The sequence below is a fragment of the Paenibacillus sp. Z3-2 genome (assembly GCF_054161325.1).
This window is the reverse complement of sequence record NZ_CP096397.1, coordinates 2,607,242-2,627,569: the sequence shown is the minus strand read 5'-3', so window position 1 is coordinate 2,627,569 and position 20,328 is coordinate 2,607,242. Positions and strand designations below refer to the sequence as shown.

Below are 20,328 nucleotides of genomic sequence, written 5' to 3'. Positions count from 1 at the left end.
CCAGACTCCACCAATCGTTGCTTTGGGGTACTCCCCGCAGTAAGCACAAGGATTGCAGCGGAACTATTACTCTGGTATCAAGCTCGTTGTTCCCAGCGGATATGTCCCGAAGCGCACCTCCCCTTCCCTTCATCATAATCTCCTGCATATGGAATGGAGCCATGTGTATAGTCTATGAGTATAACGTTGAATTTTGTTTGTCCTCCATAAAAGTTTGCGACTACTCGAAACTTCTGTGAGTCTTGTTCTCTTATAACAGTTAAATACATTTGTGTTTTGTTCATTGTGAATTATAATCTTCATATACGAGAGTAATTCTGTCGTATCATTATGATGCAGTCAGCGGTGATATATGAAGAGTTTCCATACGCACAATAGCCACATTCCAACAGATTACGAATTCAAACATTCCAAATGGATCAAAAAAATGCTTTATGCCTACTGGATTGTCATTATTACACATTTAGCCATTCAGATTGGCTGTTTCCTGTTTCTGGAGTATGATCGCACGCCTGCAGATTTCATGATAAATGTCCTGTTTTGGCCTACTGCGATCAGCAGTGCTTGTATTTTGATCGCGAGTTGGATTGATCGTCGTTTTAGTTCATTTTCCTTCTATGCCATGGCTGTAGCCAGTACAGTTATCGCCTGGACAATTATTCATGTCAATTATGACATTCGGATTATATTAGCGATCTGCCTGTTACCCATCTTCGCTTCGGTTCTGTTCTTCAGTAAAAAGAGAGTCTGGATTGTCTTCCTGATGCAGATGATGGGTTACTTTCTGGTTCTGTTCGATCCGGTCTACCGATTGTACCTCTCCTCATTTGACATGGTATCCATTCCGGCTTTTCTAATCCTAGGTACATATGTAGCGCAAGTTATCGTAACCAGTGGAGTCGAGGTCCTCGACGATCTTCAGGCCAGCATGCTTGCCAAGCAGGACCTTATTGTGCGAAACGCCATTATGACCAAACAGTCCAAAACAGATGGTTTAACCAACCTCTACAACCAAAGCTCCTTCAAGGATTATTATGAAAAAGCATTTGAGTACGCCAACAGTGGCATGAGTCTGCATCTGGCCCTGATCGATATTGATGATTTCAAATCCATTAATGACACGTATGGTCATCGGGTTGGAGACATCATTCTTGAAAAGGTGTCATTGATTATTCAGGAGAACATTACCTCAAGTGACATCGCAGCACGGTATGGGGGTGAAGAATTCGCCTTATTGATGTTTGAGCAGTCTTTCGAGCAGGCCTACGCTCTGGTGGAACAGATTCGTCAGAAGATTGCCCTGATGGGCCATCTGGAACTAGAGGGAGCTTCCATCACGGTGAGTATTGGTCTCAAAAGCTACAGTCCCAACCTAAGCAAAGACAAGTTGTTTGAGGAAGTGGATGCCTGTCTGTATGCTGCCAAACGAACGGGTAAAAATAAAACCGTAACGTCCCTTGATCTGACATAGCTCTTCTTGGAAAAACATTAAAAAAAGTTGTGCTGTACACCGAATTTACGGTTGTACAACACAACTTTTTTTGGGTTTGCTTATGATTAATTAGCCGATCTTCCCCCTAAATCTATACCTACAACGATGTCTGTATCATCATTCCGCCCATTCCCAGCGATGACGATTTTGCTCCAGCCTTGGGTGTAGATCTTCAGACGATCCGTCGATGATAAGACGCAGTTCCTTGATCCAATCCTTAAAGGAATCGAACGAAGCGAACAGATTCGCCATCTCGGTTGTCATATACAGAAAATGAGGAGCCGGGTATTCCGCAGTAATATGGCGCAGCGCGCTATCCACAGGCGTATATTTCTTTCTCTTGCCCTCCAGTCCCTCCACACGTATGCGTAAGGTTGGATGTTCCCGCCGCCAATCATGCAGGCGGTCTTCTCTTTTGTAATATGCCTGAATCGGATCCCGGCTCATCCGCTTATATGTGCTCTCGTGTAATGGATACAGCACGAGTTGTACAAATGAACGAGTATCTACCGTTGCAGCGGCTCGTTCAAGTTGTTCATCGGTCACATGTTCAAACGAGTCATAAAACGTCAGTGTCCCTTTATGGCTGGCCGCAGGTGGCTCAAACCCGTAAGGTACCGATGCATATTTTCCAGACATTTCACCCCTCCTTGTCTATACACAGAATCGTACAAAGGTGATTGGAATCACTCAGCTAATACTATTATATGCTAACTCCCCTGCTTCAACTCGGAATAAAATGTCATTCTATTCTTACCAGCACGTTTCGATTCGTACAGAGCTTCATCCGCCATTCGGATAATCTCACTTGGGTTGCCGCTGTTGGTCGGATATTCAGCCCCTCCGACGCTACATCCAATCTGAATTCGCTCGTATTCAATAATAAACGGCTTGTTCAGGCTTTGAATAATCGCTTCTGCATAAGCGCTGGCTTCCTCCTTCGGATGACTTCCAACAGAGCGAAGTACAATCAGGAACTCATCTCCGCCCAAGCGAACCGTTATGCCCTTCTCCTGACCAAGAGCTGACAGACGCTGGGCTACTTTCTGTAGCAGAACATCCCCAACCTGGTGTCCAAGTGTATCATTGACACGTTTGAATCCATCCAGATCCAGATAAAGAAAAGTCAGCTTATGATTTTCACTTTCGGTCTCCAAAGACTCTTCCAGATACACTTCAAGTGCAGTACGATTCGGCAGACTAGTCAACTGATCAAAATGTGCCAGATTCTGCATCACGACCAGCTCCGAGTCTTTATTCATAAGAGATGTCACCATATCCCGAAGGGATCGGGACAACACTTCGATCTCCTTAATCCCTTTATTCTCGGGAATCTCAAGAACATCTCCTACTCGCAGTCGATTGGCTACTCTGGTCAGAAGCACAATTGGGGCAGAGATCAGACGAGAGACAAACCAGCCAATAAGTGCAAATAGCACGGTAACAGCAAGCCCTGCCCACACATTAAACCACATCAGATCAAATACGGAAGCCAATGCAGTAGACTTGAATTGACGAATGACTACGGTCCATCCTAATCCGGGATAATCCAGGTGACCTTGGCTATAGGCATAGCCTGTGACATAGTCATTCCCATCAGCCCATTTTTCAATGGACCAACTGCTTTTGTTACGCTGAGCCTCTGCGATACCAGGTAACATCAGCTGTTTACCGATCCATTCCTTGGGCCCCAGCAGTACCGTATGTTCACTTTTGCTCACGATAAAGAACTCAATGTCCTTTTCTTCCCACTTGAGCGGAGCAAGTACTGATTCCTCGACTTCCTTCGCCCAGGCCCAGCTTAAATGTGCAGCGAGCACACCTTGAATTTGACCTTTGCTATCCTTTAACGGAAAACTGATATCAACGAATTGCAACGGCTCCCCCGTTGGATTCGGAAGTAGCTTGGCAAGAAGTACTGCATTATGCACATCTCCAATAAATTCACCCTTAATTCCCTCCTGATACACAGGTCTCTCCGATAAATTTTCACCAATCAAGATCCCATCCGTCGCGGCTAAAACTTTTCCCTTCGGGTCCATGAATCCAACCCATGAGAAAGAGGGAAAGCTATCTTGTAGCTGATCCAGCAACATTTGAATCTCCGCAGGTCTGAACCCATCTTCCAACGCTGCCATTCGGCCCAACAGGTCCAGCTCGCCGGCGCGAGCGGACATGAACCGATCGAGCTTGTCCGATGCCTGTGAGGCCGTGCCTGTAAGCGAGTGACCAATCTCTGTCTCTACAGCAACGAATGACTCCTGGCTAAAAATAGATCCAATCGTCAGGGTAACCAGCAAGGATAAAACAGCGAAGATGATAGTAAGCACAGTTCTGATTTTGAATGACATTATTTCCTCCATTACACGGTGAAACCATCTTGCTTCTCAACATAACTATGCTGTAAAGGGTACACGGAATGTCACCTAATCGTTTTCATATTTATCGGAACTTCTGTGTTGTTTCATTATACACATCCATACAATATTATCCTGAAGTCTTCACCGTGTTTCTTCCATTCAAAGAATAGATACGATTCTGTATATACATACTTGGGTTATGAATATAGAGAGCAAGCATATCCTTGAGGATTATGCGCCTGTATGTCACAGAGAGAGTAGTCGAGATACTAAACATTGGGGGTGTAATGTTGAGCCTGCTTCATGTTGCTGTTATTCTGCCTTTTGCCGCTGGCATTCTTCTTGCCATGCTGCATCGTTTCTCCCGTAAATTACATCTGGGATGGCCGGTTCTCCTTGTCCCGGCACTTTTATTTGTATACTTTGCGAGCCTCATACCCGCAGTGTCCCAGCGCAATACCGTATCCGGAAATATCCCATGGATTCCATCACTGGACATTGGATTTAACTTATATCTGGACGGTCTAAGCCTGATGCTGACACTGCTAATCACCGGAATCGGTGTCCTGGTTGTTCTCTACTCCATCTTTTACATGGATATGAAAGAAGCTCTGAACCGCTTCTACCTGTATCTGTTGATGTTTATGGGAGCCATGCTAGGTGTGGTACTGTCTGATAACATGATCGTGCTGTATGGATTCTGGGAATTGACTAGTATTACGTCATTCCTGTTGATTGCTTTTCATTACAAACGTAAAGCCTCGACATCAGGAGCACAAAAGTCATTCCTGATCACCGTATTTGGCGGATTCGCCATGCTGACCGGTTTCATGATGATGTATCTCATCACGGGAACATTCAGCATTCGCGGAACCATTGCTGGATTGGGACAGTTTCAGGAGAGCATCCTCTATCTGCCCGCACTTGTCTTGATTCTGATTGGAGCTTTCACCAAGTCAGCGCAATTCCCGTTTCATATCTGGTTGCCGGATGCCATGGAAGCTCCAACACCTGTGAGTGCTTATCTGCACTCGGCCACCATGGTCAAGGCTGGACTGTATGTTGTAGCCCGATTCACACCGATCTTCGGTGGACAGGGGCTCTGGTTCTGGCTCGTTACCGGCGTTGGTCTTCTGACCTTGTGTTACGGATCATTCCTGGCGGTGAAAAAAACCGATCTCAAAGCGATTCTCGCCTATTCGACCATCTCTCAACTTGGTCTGATCATGTCCCTGTTAGGGGTTGGATCTGCTGCTCTCTACTTCGGATATGGCGAGTCCTCTGCGATGTACACCGTAGCGATAACCGCTGCGCTGCTTCACCTGTTTAATCATGCGACCTTCAAAGCCGCTCTGTTTATGGTCGTTGGAATTGTTGATCATGAAACGGGGACGCGTGACATTCGGAAGCTCGGTGGACTTGCTTCATTTATGCCAGTAACGTTCTCCGTGGCACTGATTGGTTCACTTGCTATGGCTGGTATTCCACCGTTTAACGGATTCCTAAGTAAGGAGCTGTTCTTCCAGGCTATGGTCGAAGTCACGCATCTGCGAATCTTTGGACTTGGGTCCTGGAGTGTTCTTTTGCCGGTATTCGCTTGGCTTGCAAGTGTATTTACCCTGATCTATGCGCTTATTATCGTGTTCAAAACATTCCTCGGTCGTAGCCAAAGCGAGATTCCTGCCGAGAAGTTGCACGAAGCGCCTGCCGGTATGCTTATTCCACCCGTTGTTCTCGGTGTTCTTGTCATCGTATTCGGACTTTTTCCGAACCTGCTGGCTGGATCACTGATCGAACCGGCAATGGCCGCTGTGCTTCCTTCCCTATTGAATGGGAACGAACGCTTCGATGTACATTTCTCCCTGTGGCATGGATGGACTCCGGAACTTATTATGACGATCGGAGTCGTGATTCTGGGAATCACTCTCTACAAGCTGTTGCCACGATGGAGGAATATTTATGAGCATTATCCGCAAGGATTAACGATTAACAATATGTACCATGTCGTACTGGATAATATTCAGCATTATGCACGCAAATGGACGGAAGCCTATATGAATGGCTCTGTTCGTAGTTATCTTGTGTATATTTTCTCATTCACGGTCGCGCTACTGGTCTATGCCTTCTTCCGTTCAGGAGAAAATATTACATGGAATCTTCAGGGCAATGCGCCCTTCTCATTCTATGAGGTTGTACTGTTAGTCACACTCATTGGTGCCGCAGTTTCGATTCCTTTTGCCAAGAACAGACTCTCGGCAGTGATTATGACAGGAGCAGTTGGTTACCTTGTAACTCTGCTGTTCGTACTCTTCCGGGCGCCGGATCTGGCATTAACGCAGATGATTGTTGAGACGGTATCCGTTGCACTGTTTTTGCTCTGTTTCTACCATCTGCCTGAACTGCAACGTGGCAAATCAAGCCGCAGGTATCTTACTGTGAATATGATTGTAGCGATTGCAGTGGGGATCGTGATGACTTTTGTAGCACTGGCTGCAAGCGGGACCGCATCACTGGAGAGCATCTCCACCTTTTTCTTGCAGGAAGCCTACAACTCGGCTGGTGGTAAAAATGTCGTTAACGTGTTACTCGTAGATTTCCGTGGATTCGATACGTTATTGGAGATTATGGTGCTTGGCGCTGCTTCATTGTCCATCTACTCCATGATTAATCTGAATCTGGAAGCGAAGGATCTCGGCGCCAGATTGAAATTCCGCAAGAAAGAAGAAAATCAGGATTCAGAGCTTGAGTTAGACGACAAAGCGGACAATACGAAAAAGTATGGAAACCGCGAACGTAGCACTTCCTCGTGGGACACCGTACCGTTGCAGAGTAATGATGTATTGCTGCAAACGACCACCAAGGTCGTTGTCTTCATCATTCTGACATTCGCCATGCATCTCTTCTTCGCAGGACACCACAATCCGGGCGGAGGCTTCATTGGAGGGTTGGTAACAGCAGCAGCACTGGTATTGATTGCTCTGGCATTCAGTACAGATACGATACGCAAAGCATTACCCATTGATTTTCGCATTTTAACAGGGATCGGCTTGGCGATAGCCCTACTCACGGGCGCGGGTTCATTCCTATTCGGAGTCCCGTTCCTCAGCCAAACCTACGGATATTTCGAACTCCCTTTGCTGGGAGAGACAGAACTCGCCACGGCCATGCTCTTCGATCTTGGCGTTTATCTCGCTGTCCTAGGCGTCACCATGACCATTATTCTACAGATCGGGGAGGATCGTTGATATGGAAATATTGATGTGTGTGGCCGTTGGCATTCTGTTTGCGGTTGCCGTCTTTTTAATCTTGTCACGGAGCCTGCTCCGGATCGTGCTTGGCGTTTCGATATTAACCCATGGCGTGCATCTGCTATTAATTACCATGTCACGTCTCAAAACCGGTTCACCACCACTGCTGGGGGAGATGGCTGAACGTTATGTCGATCCACTTCCCCAAGCGTTGATATTAACATCCATTGTTATTAATTTCGGACTCACTGCTTTCTTCTTCGTACTCTCCTATCGCTCCTATCTGAAGCTGAAAACAGACGACATGGAAGAAGTCAGGGGGCGTCCATATGAATAATATCGTGGTACTGCCTATACTGCTGCCATTGATTACAGGTGTGCTCGCCCTTCTGTTTTTCCGAAAAACGCACATCCAGCGAATCATTAGTGTTATCGGACTTTTGTTCACAGCAGCAGTCTCAACGATACTCATTACTCGTGTGGCTCAATCCGGAGTTCTGACGCTTAATATGGGAGGATGGGCACCTCCCTACGGTATTGTGCTTGTTGCTGACATGGTATCGGCATTGCTTGTCGTTGCCGCTTCGATCATTGCACTGGCGTGCTTGCTGTATGCGTTCCGCAGTGTAAACAAGGAACGTGAGGAACATCACTTCTATCCGTTCTTTCATTTCCTGATCGCAGGAGTTAACGGTTCATTCCTAACCGGAGACTTGTTCAATCTGTTTGTCAGCTTTGAACTGATGCTCATCTCTTCCTACGCTCTAATTGTATTGGGAGGCACGGAAAGGCAGTTGCGTGAAACGATCAAATATGTGTTGATTAACATCGTCTCTTCAGCACTGTTTGTCGCTTCCATTGGCTTCCTCTACTCCATTACTGGGACATTGAATATGGCACATTTATCAGTGAGAATCGCTGAAGTGGGACAGAGCGGGGTCATTACCCTGATTGCCGTACTCTTCCTGATCGTATTTAGTATCAAGGCAGGACTGTTCCTGTTCTTCTGGTTATCAGGCTCTTATGCAGCACCACCTGCTGTCGTAACAGCACTGTTCGCAGGATTGCTGACCAAAGTTGGCCTGTACGCCATTGTGCGAACATTCACACTGATCTTCTATCATGATCCGGATTTCTTCCATGCATTGATCGGATGGATGGCTGGTGCAACCATGGTTCTGGGCGTCATCGGTGCGATCTCATACCGCGATGTGAACAAGATTCTCATCTACAACGTCGTTGCAGGTGTAGGCTTTGTCGCTTTCGGTATGGCATCAGCCAGCCGTCCTGCACTGGAAGGTCTGCTCTTCTACATGCTGCATGATATGTTGATCAAAACCTTGCTCTTCCTGCTCGGCGGCGCCTTGATTGCCGTTGCCGGGACATCCAAACTCGATAACATGGGCGGACTGATTCACCGCTATCCGCTGCTCGGCTGGATGTTTTTCATTAGCGCACTTGCCTTGGCAGGCTTGCCTCCATTCAGTGGTTTTCCGGGCAAGTTGCTTCTCTTCGAAGGCGGCTTGCAGGCAGGATTGTATGGCCTTACCGGTATTGCCGTACTGTCCAGCTTGCTGATGTTATATTCGGTACTGCGAATCTTCATACAGGCTTTCTGGGGCGAACCGCCTGCCGGGGTTGTTAGACGTCCTTACGCGGTGAACGGCTTGCTGATTCCTGCCGGAATTCTGTTTGTATTCATCATCGTAATGGGTGTGGGGGCTGAAGGCATGTTCCAATTGACCTCCCGCGCAGGCGATATTCTACTGCATCCCAATATTTATATTGATGCCGTATTGAAGGAGTAGATGTCTATGGCCTTTCAGATTGTACTGAATCTTATCATTGCCTTTGTATGGATGTTTCTGAACAATGCCTGGAATGGTGTTGGTTTTCTCATAGGTTACCTGCTCGGATTACTTCTCATCGGGGGGATGCGCAGATTCTTCCCCCAACGCTTCTATATTGTGCGAATCTGGGCCATCTTCAAACTAATGACACTGCTGTTCAAGGAACTGGTGCGGGCCAGCGTTGAGGTTATACGCCAGATCATCAAGCCCAAGCTCGATATAAGGCCAGGTATTTTCACGTATAAGACTCAATTGTCATCGGATTGGGAGGTCACCCTGCTCTGTCTGCTCATCTCATTGACACCAGGTACTCTGCCGCTTGAGATCTCAGGTAACCAACGCAAACTTTTTATTCACGCCCTGGATATCAAGGATGAACAAAAAATGAGAGATGATATCCAAAACACATTCGAAAAGGCCATTATGGAGGTGACGCGTTAATGTTATCCTCACTGTTGTTCATCTCATTGCTCATTCTCTCCTTAGCCATTCTGGGTTGCCTGTACAGAGTGCTCCGGGGACCATCCATGGCTGACCGAATCACAGCATTGGATACCATCGGCATCAATGTAATTGCCATCGTTGCCGTTCTGTCGATGATGCTGCAAACCCAGGCCTATCTGGATATCATCTTACTGATTGGCATTCTGGCTTTTCTAAGTACGGTGGCATTTGCACGTTATATTGAACGGGGGGCGGTATTCAAAAATGATGGAGATCGTTAAGATAACCGCTGAAACGGCTATAGGTTTACTCGTACTGCTTGGTGCTCTACTCAGTGCAGTCAGTGCGTTCGGACTTATCCGTCTGCCTGACGTATATCTTCGTGCCCATGCCGCAACCAAAAGTATGACACTTGGTGTGTTCTGTGTACTAAGCGCTACATTTTTCTTCTTTTGGTACTTCGACAATTATATCAGTGCCCGCTTGTTGCTAGGTATCCTGTTTGTATTCATTACGGCTCCAGTCGCCGGACATCTGAATGGTCGGGCTGCCTATCGCACAGATGTACCGCTGTGGGAGCAGAGTGTTCAAGATGAACTGGAACCCTTGTTAAAGGGTAAAAAGGTGAACCATGAAGCCAAGGACATGATGGAGTAATCCTAGGCCTATGCATAACAATACCCCCGAGGATCAACCGCTCGTTTCGCGGTATGTCCCGGGGGTATTTTGTTTTATTTTTCATCAATACTTCTTATCAACCATGATTGGAATGACTGACCGGTTCGTCAGAATCCATTCAGTCCCTGTCTTTTCAGATCCGCAGCAACAATACGGGCAAGCTGGGCAGCACCTTGCCGATTCGGGTGCAGACTATCCCCTGTCATATACAGAGCGAGTGTGGCTGCCGGACCAATCGACGTGAAATAAGCAGAACTCAGCTTGTTCAAGTCAACGAGACTCACTCCCTCTTCCTGAGCCAGTGCACGTGTGGATTGATTATACCAGCGATTCTCCGCTTGATGCACATTAGCTGAATTAAAATCAGTTGCCCTGCCCTGAGGTGTGGAAAGGATAACCGTCACTCCTTTATTCTTCGCCTGGCGCACCATATCTCGCATAATCTCTTTGAACTGAGCCTCCGTTGTATTGTTCTTGGCATTGGTATCATTAATCCCGAATTGCAAAATAAAATAATCTCCTGGCTTGATATACTTCAGAATCGCCTCCATCTGACCATCATCACGGAAACCTCTCGCAAACTGACCACTTGCCGCCATATTGCGAACCTGAAACGTAGTATTGTTCACATAGGACGGAAACAGCTGTCCCCAACCTCCTTGTACACTGCTGCCAAGCGGATAGTAATTGCAGACTGTTGAATCGCCACCAATGTAGATCGTGCGGTTGGTTACCGTCTGATTGGATATTTTTCGGATTTCGAGAGCACTAAGTGTGAACGCGGTACCCGTCTTCCCTTCCGTAACCAGCAGGTTTAATTGTCCATCAGTCACCGGGATCTGGAACTGATCCGCTGCCCCGTTGCCCGTCATATTGATGATCTGGTATACACCTTCTGCAGCCACGCTGGCTCTGGCAGTATTGCCCAGGACCACTTTAACTTCATATAGGCCATTGGACAGATTCACATTGAAGGTATTGGTGCTCTTCGTGCCGTACGTCAGAAACTGCACAGCGTCACTCTTAACCCCGCTTCCCGAGGCAGACACATTCCTCATCTGTGCAGGTGTGTTGAAGCCATAGCCTTTCGTAGGCGTATAGGCATCTCCTGCGGACACACCTGTGTAACCGCTCTCAACTGGACCCGAGCCAAAATCAAATCTGTAGTTGTCCGTTGCAGCCTCAGCGACCTGCCCCCCTCTGCTTCCCAGACCTCCCCCGATCGTACTTGTAAACAGAATAAGACACAGTAGATATTTTACGGATGTTGACCATTTCATTACTGAATTCTCCTCTCGATTCAGAATTAAATTGGTGCATAATCCACAACTCACAGCACTTGATCAAGCCAGTCATACGCTTTTGCTCCGCTAATCTCATGTCCACCTGTAAAGAAATCCGCATCCAGCGATTCCTCTGCTCCCGCATGTTCATAGATGTGTGTCAATCGCTCATAGGCCTCTCTTGCTGCATGGAGCGGAAATACCTGGTCATCACTTCCTGCTTCAATAAAAAGTGGCCTAGGGACAATCAGACCGATGATGTCCGGCAAATCCGCTTCACGCAGAATTCCTGGCACATAATTGTCCAGACAATGGTTCCGATCCAATATGCTGCCATGGAATGTACTTGCATAACCACTCACTACAACGGCACGGAAACGTTCATCCAGCGCAGCTGTAAATGCGGTAACGAGTCCACCGCCCGAAATCCCCATACTTCCGACTCGCTGCGAATCCACATCAGGCCGAGTCGATAAATAATCCAATACTCGCGTTGTTTCATATGCCCGATGCCCGGCAAGGGTCTGCCCCACCATGAGCAGATGCGAAGCAATTTTCGTACAGGAGCTCGCACCTGGTGGCGCTTCACGATCTTCTTCTAGTCTGCGATCACCAAATCCGAGCAGTTCTGGAGCCGCAACCACGTATCCCCGCTTCACAAGAGCAACTGCAAAATCCTTGTGTAATCCAGGCTCTCCTGTCCGTGGCGAACCATCCGGTTCCATACCAGAGATCTCCCGGCTACCATACCCGTGCCCGTGACATGCTACGATAGCAGGTCTCTTCCCATCGGTAACGCTGATATCACTTGGAATCAACACATATACAGGCATGCGAAGTCCTGCATAGGTTGTGATCTCGATCCGCTCCCGTATATATCCGTCACATGTGTTGCGTTCCAGTAATACAGGATGAAGTGCTGCCGCCATCGTTGGAAAACCACCCAGTCGTTCTCTTACGCGTGTACGCAACTGACTGCGCCATAACTCAAGGGGTTGATCTGCATGATAAGCGGAACGGCCACGAAGATTGGTTTGTTGTTGCAGGTAGGCTTCAATATCCGACATGGGCTTGTGTCCCTCCTGTTTTTCATAGGATAACTTAGATGATCGACCGACCGAAATATTCGATTAATCCAGTCCATTATAGAACATCTATGTCACTTATGAATTGAACATGTTTGCCTGTTTTGAATGGAATCACACGATTGCGAGCCAAAAAAAGGATATCTCCAACCTAATGACAGGTTTCGGAAATACCCTTCATTATAACTGACCTGGTAACCACCAGTTCCATCTGCCCATTAACTTCATCAGGGCAGGGACCAATATTAGGCGGATCAGGGTAACGTCAATCAACACTGCTGCCGTGATCCCGATCCCTAACTGCCTGACTCCTGCCACTTCTGCAAAAGCAAACGGTACGGTTACCGCCAGCAGTATGGCTGCGGCGGAGGTAATTAGACGGCCTGTAGAGGCCAATCCCTGTTGAACTGCCACGTCACTGTCTCCGGTTCGTCTATAGACTTCCTGAATACGACTCAGCATAAATACCCCATAATCCATGGATATGCCGAACACCAATCCCGCAATGAATACAGGAATCATAATGGCAATGGCTGACGGTTCCATCCCCAGATGTCCCTCATTAAACACCCATACTAATATGCCAAAAGAAGCGGCTAAGCTGAGCAGATTCATCAGAATCGCCTTGATTGGAATGAGCAGAGATCGAAACGCCGCCAACAGTACAAGATAATTGGATACCACTACAAATACAAGTACTTTGGGCAGTTGCTGTGTGACTTCCTGCATAATTTCATGTTGCTTGGCAGCTTCACCGCCATAACGAAGTTTTATGTCGTTAGAACCCAGCGCATGATCGCTGTTTCTCATTCGTTCCAGCCAGTCTGCAACTTGTTCCGAACCGGGCTCCCCATGTACGGTGGCTATTAATCGAATCGAATGATCAGAGACAGTTGAATGCATCCATGTCGGATGCAATTCATTGCCTGCTGTAGAAGAAGTCAACGACGACGGTATTCGGAAATGTCTTTGTGAACCCTTTTGATCCGGTTGGAACAGGCCCCATGGTGAATTAATGCTCACGACATTGGAGTCCTGTAGGAATTGGCGTACTTTGTTATGGGCCATCTGCCAGTGAGAGGCAGTCAAATCTTGCTGCTGTCCGCCAATCACCACCTCGATGGTGGAGGTATTCTTTTGTCCAAAATCATGCTGCAACTGCTCTGCTGCCTGGCGGGACTCGATTCTGGCTGGCAGTGAAGAAGCATCCGGGATGGCTAGCTCCAACCGAGTCACTGGATAGACACACAGGAGCAGCACAACCGTACCCCCGATCGCCATTCTAACGGGTCGTTTCATGACCATGGCTGACCAGTTATACCAGATCGAGCGTCTGGGAAACGGATGAACTGACTTTCGCTTGAAGACTCGAACCGCAGACAGAGAAAGCAGGGCTGGCAGCAGCGTTACGTTCAACAGTAGCGATAGAAGCAGCACGATAATGGCCCCCAAGGATACGCTCAGAAACATCGGAAGTCTGATCCAGAGCAGACCCAGCAGTCCAAGGAGCACGCAAGCTGCTGAGAACAACACTGCTCTGCCAGCTGTACGCATTGTTCGCTGAAGAATCTCACTCTGAAGAACCATACTGCTGCCCAGATCGTTAGCTTCGCCTTCATTTCCATGGGCCTGCTGAAGTTCTTCCCTGTACCTGCTCAGAATGATCAGAGCAAAGTCTATACTAAGTGCCATGCCCACCATTGGAATCACATTAATGATAAAATTGGACAGTTCCAGATGATAGCCAAGGAGAGACGTGATTCCCATAGCTGTAATGACAGCACTGATTCCCATCATCACGGCGATTAATGCGGCATATAGACCCCTGAATGCAAAACATAAAACGATCAAGGCAATCGGAATTCCCACCATCTCTGCCCGTTCCAGGTCACGAAAGCTCAGACGGTTCACGTCCTGCTGCACGACCGTCTTTCCCGTCAACTGGATCGTACCTGGACCGTCTATTGTCAGCATGGTGCGCAGCTGCTCCAGCGGGGGACCCATCCGATGCGCAGGTACATCCATGTTCACAAGGGCATAAGCCTTATTGTCTTGCAGCATCATCCCTTCCCTAGCATCAAGAGGGGATGTAATAGAGGTTACCGCAGGCAACACTTGGACCTGTCTCAGACAATCCCTGATCCACTGCCGGAACTCTGCTGGTGAGGTAGCTTCCTTTTTCTCAAAAACCAGAATAATCGGATCAGCAGGAGAACTGAATTCGTTCTCGAGAACAAGCTCAACTGCTTGCGCGTCCCCGTGAACCCGTTTCAATCCGTGATCCTGAACAATGTCAGGTAACTTCCACGCCCAGACCGCTGACATCGCGATGATAAACACCCAGCAGAGAATAATGAACCGCGGATATCGGCTAATGAGGACAGCAAGTCTGCGATAACCCATACCTAAGCTCCTCTGCGATCAGATTGGCAATTCTAGTTACGTTCATCGGTAAGATCGGTAAACACGCTCATACACGCTTTCCAATCTTGCCCCTTCGCCCGGGTTCACGATCTATTGGATGCCATGATTCACAGGTGTTCTGTTCGCAATAGGTGCAGGAATGTATGTAAAAGGAAGTAATTCTGCTGTCAGTCCCGGGCCAAAGGCCAGTGCTATTCCACTGGAATGATCTTCTTTGTGTCTGTAATCTACACGGATGGCTTGAAGAACAAACAGAATCGTCACGGACGACAGGTTGCCATAATCCCGCAGGATGTTACGACTGTAGGAGACCTGCTCATCCGTCAACTGATACAGCTTCTGAACGGCATCCACAATGCCTCTGCCTCCCGGATGGATCGCCCATATTTCCGGTAAAGCACTTCCCTCCAGTAACCGCTCTACCTCTGGTCCGAGATGCAAGCCAAGCAGCTTCGGAATCTGTGGTGACAGATAGAGATCAAAGCCTGTATTGCCCACTTCCCAGATCATCTCTTCTGCACAGTCCGGGAGCAGCGTCGAGTATCCACGGCCCAGTCGAAAACATTCATTGCGGCCTGTTCCAGACGCACCAATTACGCAGGCAGAGGCGCCGTCTCCGAAGAAAGATGCAGCATACAGGTCGTCTCGTTTGGCAGATGGCTGGAAGTGAAGCGTACACAGCTCCACACACACGATAAGAACTGTCGCTTCCTGATCTGTCGCTACGATGGAATTGGCCAATTGTATCGCCTTCAGACCGGCTGCACATCCTTGAAATACCAGCGGAATCCGGTTGATATGTGGTGACAGTTCAAGTTGCTGGATCAACCGAACATCAAGTCCAGGCAAAAATTGTCCCGTGCAGCTCACGGTAATGAGATGCGTAACTTCTGCCGAGGATACGTCTGCATCCTGAAGAGCCTCTCCTGCCGCTTCCAGACCAAGCGGAACAGCAGCTACTTTATATTTGGCCATGCGCTCGGCTGTGGTCGGTACTTCCTCGGCAGCGGTAAAAGGTAAATATCGGCAAGCATCCACAGGTTCAAGCAGATTCGGTTCACATGTATATCGAGTCTCTACACCGCACTGATTAAAGATTCGCTTGGCCCATCGTCTCGCATCCGGCTCATGTTCCAGCGCTTGTGCGAGACGGGAAGACACATCCTTTTGCTCAATGCGATGAGCTGGCCACGCCGCTCCTATTCCCATAATACTTGCCCCTTTAGTTCCCTCAAACTGGTTCATCAGCTTAACCTCCCTATTTTGTACGTGTTCAAAAGTGGGCTTTTTTTTAACAACCTATATATAAAGTAGGTTCATAGGACAGATGCAGGGTATAGTACAAGTCTATTCACTCCCTGTCCTGTTTATGTTCATATTAACAAAGCAAAGGCGGACCACATATGCGAGTTACGCACGTGCTGTCCGCCTTATCTATAGGGTTAAACTCATTCATGTCTCACATATACGTTCGGTTAGAACTATTCAGGCCGAATTACCGTGAATCGTTCGCCAAGCTTGGCATAATCATTACCCGCCAGTCGACTGACCGGTTTCAAATGATCCATCAGGATATAGCCCTTATCAGGATTATAGACTTGTTCGCTGAAATGATACTGCACAATGCGTACCAGCAGTAAGTCGCTCGCGGGTTTGCCATCATCGTTCGTGATGGGAATATGCTGATACAGTTCGCATTCCATCCGAATAAGTGCTTGCTCTATTCCCGGAACCGAGACTTTTTTACTTGGCACTGTAGTCAGTTTTGTCCGCTCAAGCTCACTTTCATGGGGTTCAAGTATGGCTGCTGTCTCATTCACTTCGGCTATGATTGCTTCATCACATATATGCACGACCAGTTCCTTATGAGCGAGCACATTGCGTGCAGTATCTTTCATAACGCCTTCCTTACGTGCAATGGATATGGATAACAGCGGCGGGTCCGAACTAACTACATTGAAGAAACTGAAAGGCGCTGCATTAATTACACCATTCTCATCTGAACGTGTCGTCACAAAAGCAATTGGACGTGGCACCACCGAACCACTCATCAGTTTATAGTTGTCTCTTCCCGTTATTTCACGTGGATCCAATGTATACATATGTAAATATCCCCTTCCCTGCTCGTGAAGTAAATGACAACTCTACTTCATGACACGTCAAGATTCTACTTCTTATTATATATCGTAAAATGCTAAATTGACAAAAAAACTCCCTGGTACCCATTGCACCAAGGAGTTTAAACATGCTATTTCTTATTTAACGATGCTGTTCTGAATGTCTTCCATAATTTGAAGATTCGCTTGAACTCCACTATACAACCAGCTGCTGGAACGGGTAAATTCGAACAAATTACCATTTTTCACAGCCGGAATGCTTTGCCATACCGGATCTTTCAGTGCTTCTGACCCTGTACCTTCATCACTATTCACAAAGAACAAGTAGTCTACATCCATTTCAGCCAATTTCTCCATTGAGATGGAAGACCAGTTACCTGTCGCATTGGCAGAGATTTCTTTTACAACTTCGGGCTCTACAAGTCCAAGTTCTTTGTACATCACTTCTCCACTCGATACATTGTCACTTACGATGAAAAACTTGCCGCTAACCAACCAAATGGCCGCTGCCGATTTCGTTCCACCTGTAACGCTGTTGATTTTTTCCTTGATTTCTGTAGCTTTAACTTCGTAATCATCCAGCGCTTTTTGTGCTTCGGCACTCTTATTCAAAATTTCACCGATTTTCAACTGCGTTTTGCGCCAGTCGCTATTAATCTCATCGCCGAGTACGTAAGTAGGTGCAATCTTACTGTACTGTTCGTATTTCTCACCTTCAACCACACTTTCGGAACCGATAATAATCAGATCTGGGTTAAAGCTGGTTACCGCTTCGAAAGGCAGATCGAAGGCAATCGTGGGAATACCATTCAGATCTTTTTGTAGATATTCCTGAATTCCGTTGGCTACAGACCATTGGGCAACTGGCTTAACACCGAGTGTTACCAGATTGTCTTCCAGATAAGAAGCGATGATACGCTCCGGATTAGCCGGGATAATTACTTCGTGTCCCATTGCATCTGTTAATGTGCGCTCTGTGGCGGCTTCTGTTTGCGTCTCTGTCTCCGTTGCTGTGTCGTTCTCTCCTGCTGCTCCATTCTCTGCTGGCTTCGTTCCACACGCTGCCAACCAGATGGACATGACCATCACCGTAATTAGAAGCATGATCATCTTGCTATTTCTCTTAAACACGTGATTTATCCCCTTTCAATATGAAACCTTATTCGGCGTTATTGTGACAGATATCAACGTTCAAAAATATGGATACTATTATTGATACATATAATATCCGTATGTACATTTGTCCAACTCCATTGACAATGATAATTGTTATCAGTCAAGTTGTCAATTGGGTAATGCCCTGAGCGGATCCTATAAAATCTTCTTGGCGGCATTCACCTATAGGCGGATGCCGCCATATGCTGAATGCAGAATACGATGACAGGAAGGATGTTCTGTACATGAGTTACGTATATAACCCTTATCTAAGTTATGGGGAAGACCGTTCATTTCAACTGCCCCCACTGTTCCCAGGTGGTGGAGGTGGCACACCGGGTGGTCCGACGTTTCCTGGTTTACCTGGCGGCCAAGGTTCCTATCCTCCATTCATTCCAGGCGGCGGAACAGGTCCATATTTCCCCGGAGGCATTCCGGGTACAATCCCGGGGACAGCACCAGGCGTACCTGTGCAACTGGCACAAGGCAATCTGCCCACCCTGCTTAGTGCCTATCCTCGTCCGGTAGGCCAGCCTCCGGCAAACATGCTTTTTCTGTATAACCTGATCAAAAGCAGCCCAGGTCTGCTTCCGCTCTTCCTCCAGCAACAGCCACAAAGTCTGACTCAAGCTGTACAATTTGCACAGACTGGTGCAGCGGCGCCTCGGGATAACGAAGAACGTGCTCTGCCCAACTTTTGCTACAACCGATGGTCTCTTGTATTCACTTACAATGATGTCTACCTCATGTGGCCTGCCATTAATCTGTTTGGTTTTGTGGTTGGATACTTCTATCCATTCCTTACGCCAGGTATTTTGTTGAATACACAAATTTTGTTCGCGCTCTGCTAATCCTGTCCTTACTTACAGCAAGAACCCCACTTGGAAGCATGATTCCTGCCAAGCGGGGCTCTTTTTTCGTTCTTTTAACCTGACGTTTCAGAATCAGTACATTCAACTCAATACCTGATCATTCTGACGCTTGCTGCCTCTACTGACCATTAGGAAGTAGATCACCAAGGCACTGAGATCAGCACACGCGATAACGATTCCCATCGGCACAGCTGTACCTTCTCCTCCGAGACCTACAAGCGGAGCGACAATACCTCCGAACAGGAACGTCATCACTCCGATAAGCGCAGATGCACTGCCTGCCGACTTCTCCTGATTGGCCATAGCCAGGGCGAAGGAAGCGGTATTCACCAGCCCGACACTGGATACCACCAGAAATAACGGAATCAGCACAGAGATCAGATTACCTCCAGCCAGAATGGCGATGAGCAGTGAGGTTCCTCCCACCGCTGCGGTTAGCAGCCCTGCGATTAACAGGCGAGTCTCCGATACCTTTCCTGCAAGTCTGCCGGCAATCTGACTGGCCAGAATAATGCCTAGCCCGTTAATGGCGAAGCAGACACTGAACATTTGCGGGGATACCCCGTATATCTTCTGAAGCACAAACGGCGAACCTGATATGTAGGCAAACATGCCAGCGGCTACAAACCCCTGGGTTAACGCATAACCCATAAACTGGCGATCCCCGGCGATTTGGCGAAACGTAATCAAGGTCTGCTTCAGTCCCCCGCTTGATCTGCGGCTGGAAGGCAGTGTCTCCCCTAGACCGAAAATGACAGCAAACAGCGTCAATATGCCTATGAGGCTGAGCAAAATAAATACGCCGCGCCACGAGGTATACGTCAACAATTGTCCACCGATGATCGGTGCAGCAATCGGGGCTACGCCGTTAATCAGCATTAACAGGGAGAAGAATCGTGTCAGTTCGGGACCCGAGTATACGTCTCTGACAATCGCACGCGAGATCACAATACCGGCCGCTCCAGCCACCCCCTGAATGAATCGTAGCACAACAAAAGAGCCCATCGTGGGGCTGACCAGGCAGAGTATGGACGCGATGGTATAGAGCACAAGACCTGCAATGAGCGGTGTTCGCCGACCACGTACATCACTTAGAGGTCCGGCAAGCAACTGTCCCACCGCAAGTCCAATCATACACGCCGTCAGGCTGAGCTGAGCATACGAAGTAGATGATCCGAACTCATCGGCCAGCGTAGGCAATGCAGGCAAATACATATCCAGGGACAACGGCCCGAAGGCCGACAACGTCCCCAGAATTAAAGCCATCCGCACACGAGATGTGGAGTTCGTGTTCATTGAAGCTGTTTTACTTTTCATCGA

The 20,328-nt window shown here is 47.8% G+C and carries 17 protein-coding genes; 8 read left to right on the top strand and 9 right to left on the bottom strand.

Going from position 1 to position 20,328, the window contains the following annotated elements; translation table 11 throughout:
- Nucleotides 1-352: 352 nt before the first annotated feature.
- Nucleotides 353-1,471, top strand: a complete 1,119-nt coding sequence (locus tag M1D71_RS11930; protein WP_458126607.1) for a GGDEF domain-containing protein — start codon at nt 353-355, stop codon at nt 1,469-1,471.
- A 138-nt stretch (nt 1,472-1,609) separates the two neighbouring features.
- Here the strand turns inward: M1D71_RS11930 and M1D71_RS11925 are convergent, their stop codons facing one another.
- Both M1D71_RS11925 and M1D71_RS11920 read right to left on the bottom strand, forming a co-directional pair.
- Complete coding sequence (locus M1D71_RS11925; protein WP_458126606.1) at nt 1,610-2,131, bottom strand: hypothetical protein; 522 nt, start codon at nt 2,129-2,131, stop codon at nt 1,610-1,612.
- Nucleotides 2,132-2,202: 71 nt separating this feature from the next.
- Nucleotides 2,203-3,843 carry a GGDEF domain-containing protein gene (locus M1D71_RS11920; protein ID WP_458126605.1) on the bottom strand — a complete coding sequence of 547 codons (1,641 nt, stop codon included), beginning with the start codon at nt 3,841-3,843 and terminating at the stop codon, nt 2,203-2,205.
- A 299-nt stretch (nt 3,844-4,142) separates the two neighbouring features.
- Between M1D71_RS11920 and M1D71_RS11915 the strand changes: the two genes are divergently transcribed.
- Genes M1D71_RS11915 through mnhG form a run of 6 tightly spaced genes read left to right on the top strand, consistent with a single transcriptional unit; the run spans nt 4,143 to nt 10,051 of the window.
- Nucleotides 4,143-7,097, top strand: a complete 2,955-nt coding sequence (locus M1D71_RS11915; RefSeq protein ID WP_458126604.1) for a Na+/H+ antiporter subunit A — start codon at nt 4,143-4,145, stop codon at nt 7,095-7,097.
- A 1-nt stretch (nt 7,098) separates the two neighbouring features.
- Nucleotides 7,099-7,437: a Na(+)/H(+) antiporter subunit C gene (locus M1D71_RS11910; protein WP_458126603.1), complete on the top strand. Its 339-nt coding sequence runs from the start codon at nt 7,099-7,101 to the stop codon at nt 7,435-7,437.
- Entirely contained in the window at nt 7,430-8,908 is a 1,479-nt protein-coding gene (locus tag M1D71_RS11905) for a Na+/H+ antiporter subunit D (protein ID WP_458126602.1), read from the top strand. The genes M1D71_RS11910 and M1D71_RS11905 overlap by 8 nt, the downstream gene beginning before the upstream one ends.
- Before the next feature lie 6 nt (nt 8,909-8,914).
- Nucleotides 8,915-9,391 carry a Na+/H+ antiporter subunit E gene (locus tag M1D71_RS11900; RefSeq protein ID WP_458126601.1) on the top strand — a complete coding sequence of 159 codons (477 nt, stop codon included), beginning with the start codon at nt 8,915-8,917 and terminating at the stop codon, nt 9,389-9,391.
- Nucleotides 9,391-9,675, top strand: a complete 285-nt coding sequence (locus tag M1D71_RS11895; protein WP_017688855.1) for a Na(+)/H(+) antiporter subunit F1 — start codon at nt 9,391-9,393, stop codon at nt 9,673-9,675. Before M1D71_RS11900 ends, M1D71_RS11895 begins: the two co-directional genes overlap by 1 nt.
- Complete coding sequence (gene mnhG, locus M1D71_RS11890; protein ID WP_458126600.1) at nt 9,659-10,051, top strand: monovalent cation/H(+) antiporter subunit G; 393 nt, start codon at nt 9,659-9,661, stop codon at nt 10,049-10,051. Before M1D71_RS11895 ends, mnhG begins: the two co-directional genes overlap by 17 nt.
- A 128-nt stretch (nt 10,052-10,179) precedes the next feature.
- Here mnhG and M1D71_RS11885 read toward each other — a convergent pair whose 3' ends face one another.
- From M1D71_RS11885 to M1D71_RS11860, 6 genes are all read right to left on the bottom strand, one after another.
- Complete coding sequence (locus M1D71_RS11885; RefSeq protein WP_458126599.1) at nt 10,180-11,352, bottom strand: rhamnogalacturonan acetylesterase; 1,173 nt, start codon at nt 11,350-11,352, stop codon at nt 10,180-10,182.
- A 50-nt stretch (nt 11,353-11,402) separates the two neighbouring features.
- Nucleotides 11,403-12,422, bottom strand: a complete 1,020-nt coding sequence (locus M1D71_RS11880) for a dienelactone hydrolase family protein (RefSeq protein WP_458126598.1) — start codon at nt 12,420-12,422, stop codon at nt 11,403-11,405.
- A 198-nt stretch (nt 12,423-12,620) separates the two neighbouring features.
- Entirely contained in the window at nt 12,621-14,843 is a 2,223-nt protein-coding gene (locus M1D71_RS11875) for an MMPL family transporter (protein ID WP_458126597.1), read from the bottom strand.
- A gap of 111 nt (nt 14,844-14,954) precedes the next feature.
- A complete protein-coding gene (locus M1D71_RS11870; RefSeq protein WP_458126596.1) occupies nt 14,955-16,109 on the bottom strand; it encodes a type III polyketide synthase in 1,155 nt (384 codons plus the stop codon).
- Nucleotides 16,110-16,345: 236 nt separating this feature from the next.
- A complete protein-coding gene (locus M1D71_RS11865) occupies nt 16,346-16,966 on the bottom strand; it encodes a flavin reductase family protein (protein WP_458126595.1) in 621 nt (206 codons plus the stop codon).
- Nucleotides 16,967-17,119: 153 nt separating this feature from the next.
- Entirely contained in the window at nt 17,120-18,112 is a 993-nt protein-coding gene (locus M1D71_RS11860; protein WP_458126594.1) for an iron-hydroxamate ABC transporter substrate-binding protein, read from the bottom strand.
- 269 nt (nt 18,113-18,381) lie between these two features.
- Here M1D71_RS11860 and M1D71_RS11855 point away from each other — a divergent pair, with 269 nt between their 5' ends.
- The gene (locus tag M1D71_RS11855) at nt 18,382-18,987 is read left to right on the top strand and encodes a hypothetical protein (protein WP_458126593.1); all 606 of its coding nucleotides are present in this window, start codon (nt 18,382-18,384) and stop codon (nt 18,985-18,987) included.
- Nucleotides 18,988-19,089: 102 nt separating this feature from the next.
- Here the strand turns inward: M1D71_RS11855 and M1D71_RS11850 are convergent, their stop codons facing one another.
- Entirely contained in the window at nt 19,090-20,325 is a 1,236-nt protein-coding gene (locus tag M1D71_RS11850) for a multidrug effflux MFS transporter (protein WP_458126592.1), read from the bottom strand.
- Nucleotides 20,326-20,328 lie beyond the last annotated feature (3 nt).

What these genes read in the sequence shown, in the direction of transcription:
- M1D71_RS11930 (WP_458126607.1), top strand. Translation starts at nt 353, where the DNA reads ATGAAGAGTTTCCATACGCACAATAGCCACATTCCAACAGATTACGAA.
- M1D71_RS11925 (WP_458126606.1), bottom strand. Translation starts at nt 2,131, where the DNA reads ATGTCTGGAAAATATGCATCGGTACCTTACGGGTTTGAGCCACCTGCG.
- M1D71_RS11920 (WP_458126605.1), bottom strand. Translation starts at nt 3,843, where the DNA reads ATGTCATTCAAAATCAGAACTGTGCTTACTATCATCTTCGCTGTTTTA.
- M1D71_RS11910 (WP_458126603.1), top strand. Translation starts at nt 7,099, where the DNA reads ATGGAAATATTGATGTGTGTGGCCGTTGGCATTCTGTTTGCGGTTGCC.
- M1D71_RS11905 (WP_458126602.1), top strand. Translation starts at nt 7,430, where the DNA reads ATGAATAATATCGTGGTACTGCCTATACTGCTGCCATTGATTACAGGT.
- M1D71_RS11900 (WP_458126601.1), top strand. Translation starts at nt 8,915, where the DNA reads ATGGCCTTTCAGATTGTACTGAATCTTATCATTGCCTTTGTATGGATG.
- M1D71_RS11895 (WP_017688855.1), top strand. Translation starts at nt 9,391, where the DNA reads ATGTTATCCTCACTGTTGTTCATCTCATTGCTCATTCTCTCCTTAGCC.
- mnhG (WP_458126600.1), top strand. Translation starts at nt 9,659, where the DNA reads ATGATGGAGATCGTTAAGATAACCGCTGAAACGGCTATAGGTTTACTC.
- M1D71_RS11885 (WP_458126599.1), bottom strand. Translation starts at nt 11,352, where the DNA reads ATGAAATGGTCAACATCCGTAAAATATCTACTGTGTCTTATTCTGTTT.
- M1D71_RS11880 (WP_458126598.1), bottom strand. Translation starts at nt 12,422, where the DNA reads ATGTCGGATATTGAAGCCTACCTGCAACAACAAACCAATCTTCGTGGC.
- M1D71_RS11875 (WP_458126597.1), bottom strand. Translation starts at nt 14,843, where the DNA reads ATGGGTTATCGCAGACTTGCTGTCCTCATTAGCCGATATCCGCGGTTC.
- M1D71_RS11870 (WP_458126596.1), bottom strand. Translation starts at nt 16,109, where the DNA reads ATGAACCAGTTTGAGGGAACTAAAGGGGCAAGTATTATGGGAATAGGA.
- M1D71_RS11865 (WP_458126595.1), bottom strand. Translation starts at nt 16,966, where the DNA reads ATGTATACATTGGATCCACGTGAAATAACGGGAAGAGACAACTATAAA.
- M1D71_RS11855 (WP_458126593.1), top strand. Translation starts at nt 18,382, where the DNA reads ATGAGTTACGTATATAACCCTTATCTAAGTTATGGGGAAGACCGTTCA.
- M1D71_RS11850 (WP_458126592.1), bottom strand. Translation starts at nt 20,325, where the DNA reads ATGAAAAGTAAAACAGCTTCAATGAACACGAACTCCACATCTCGTGTG.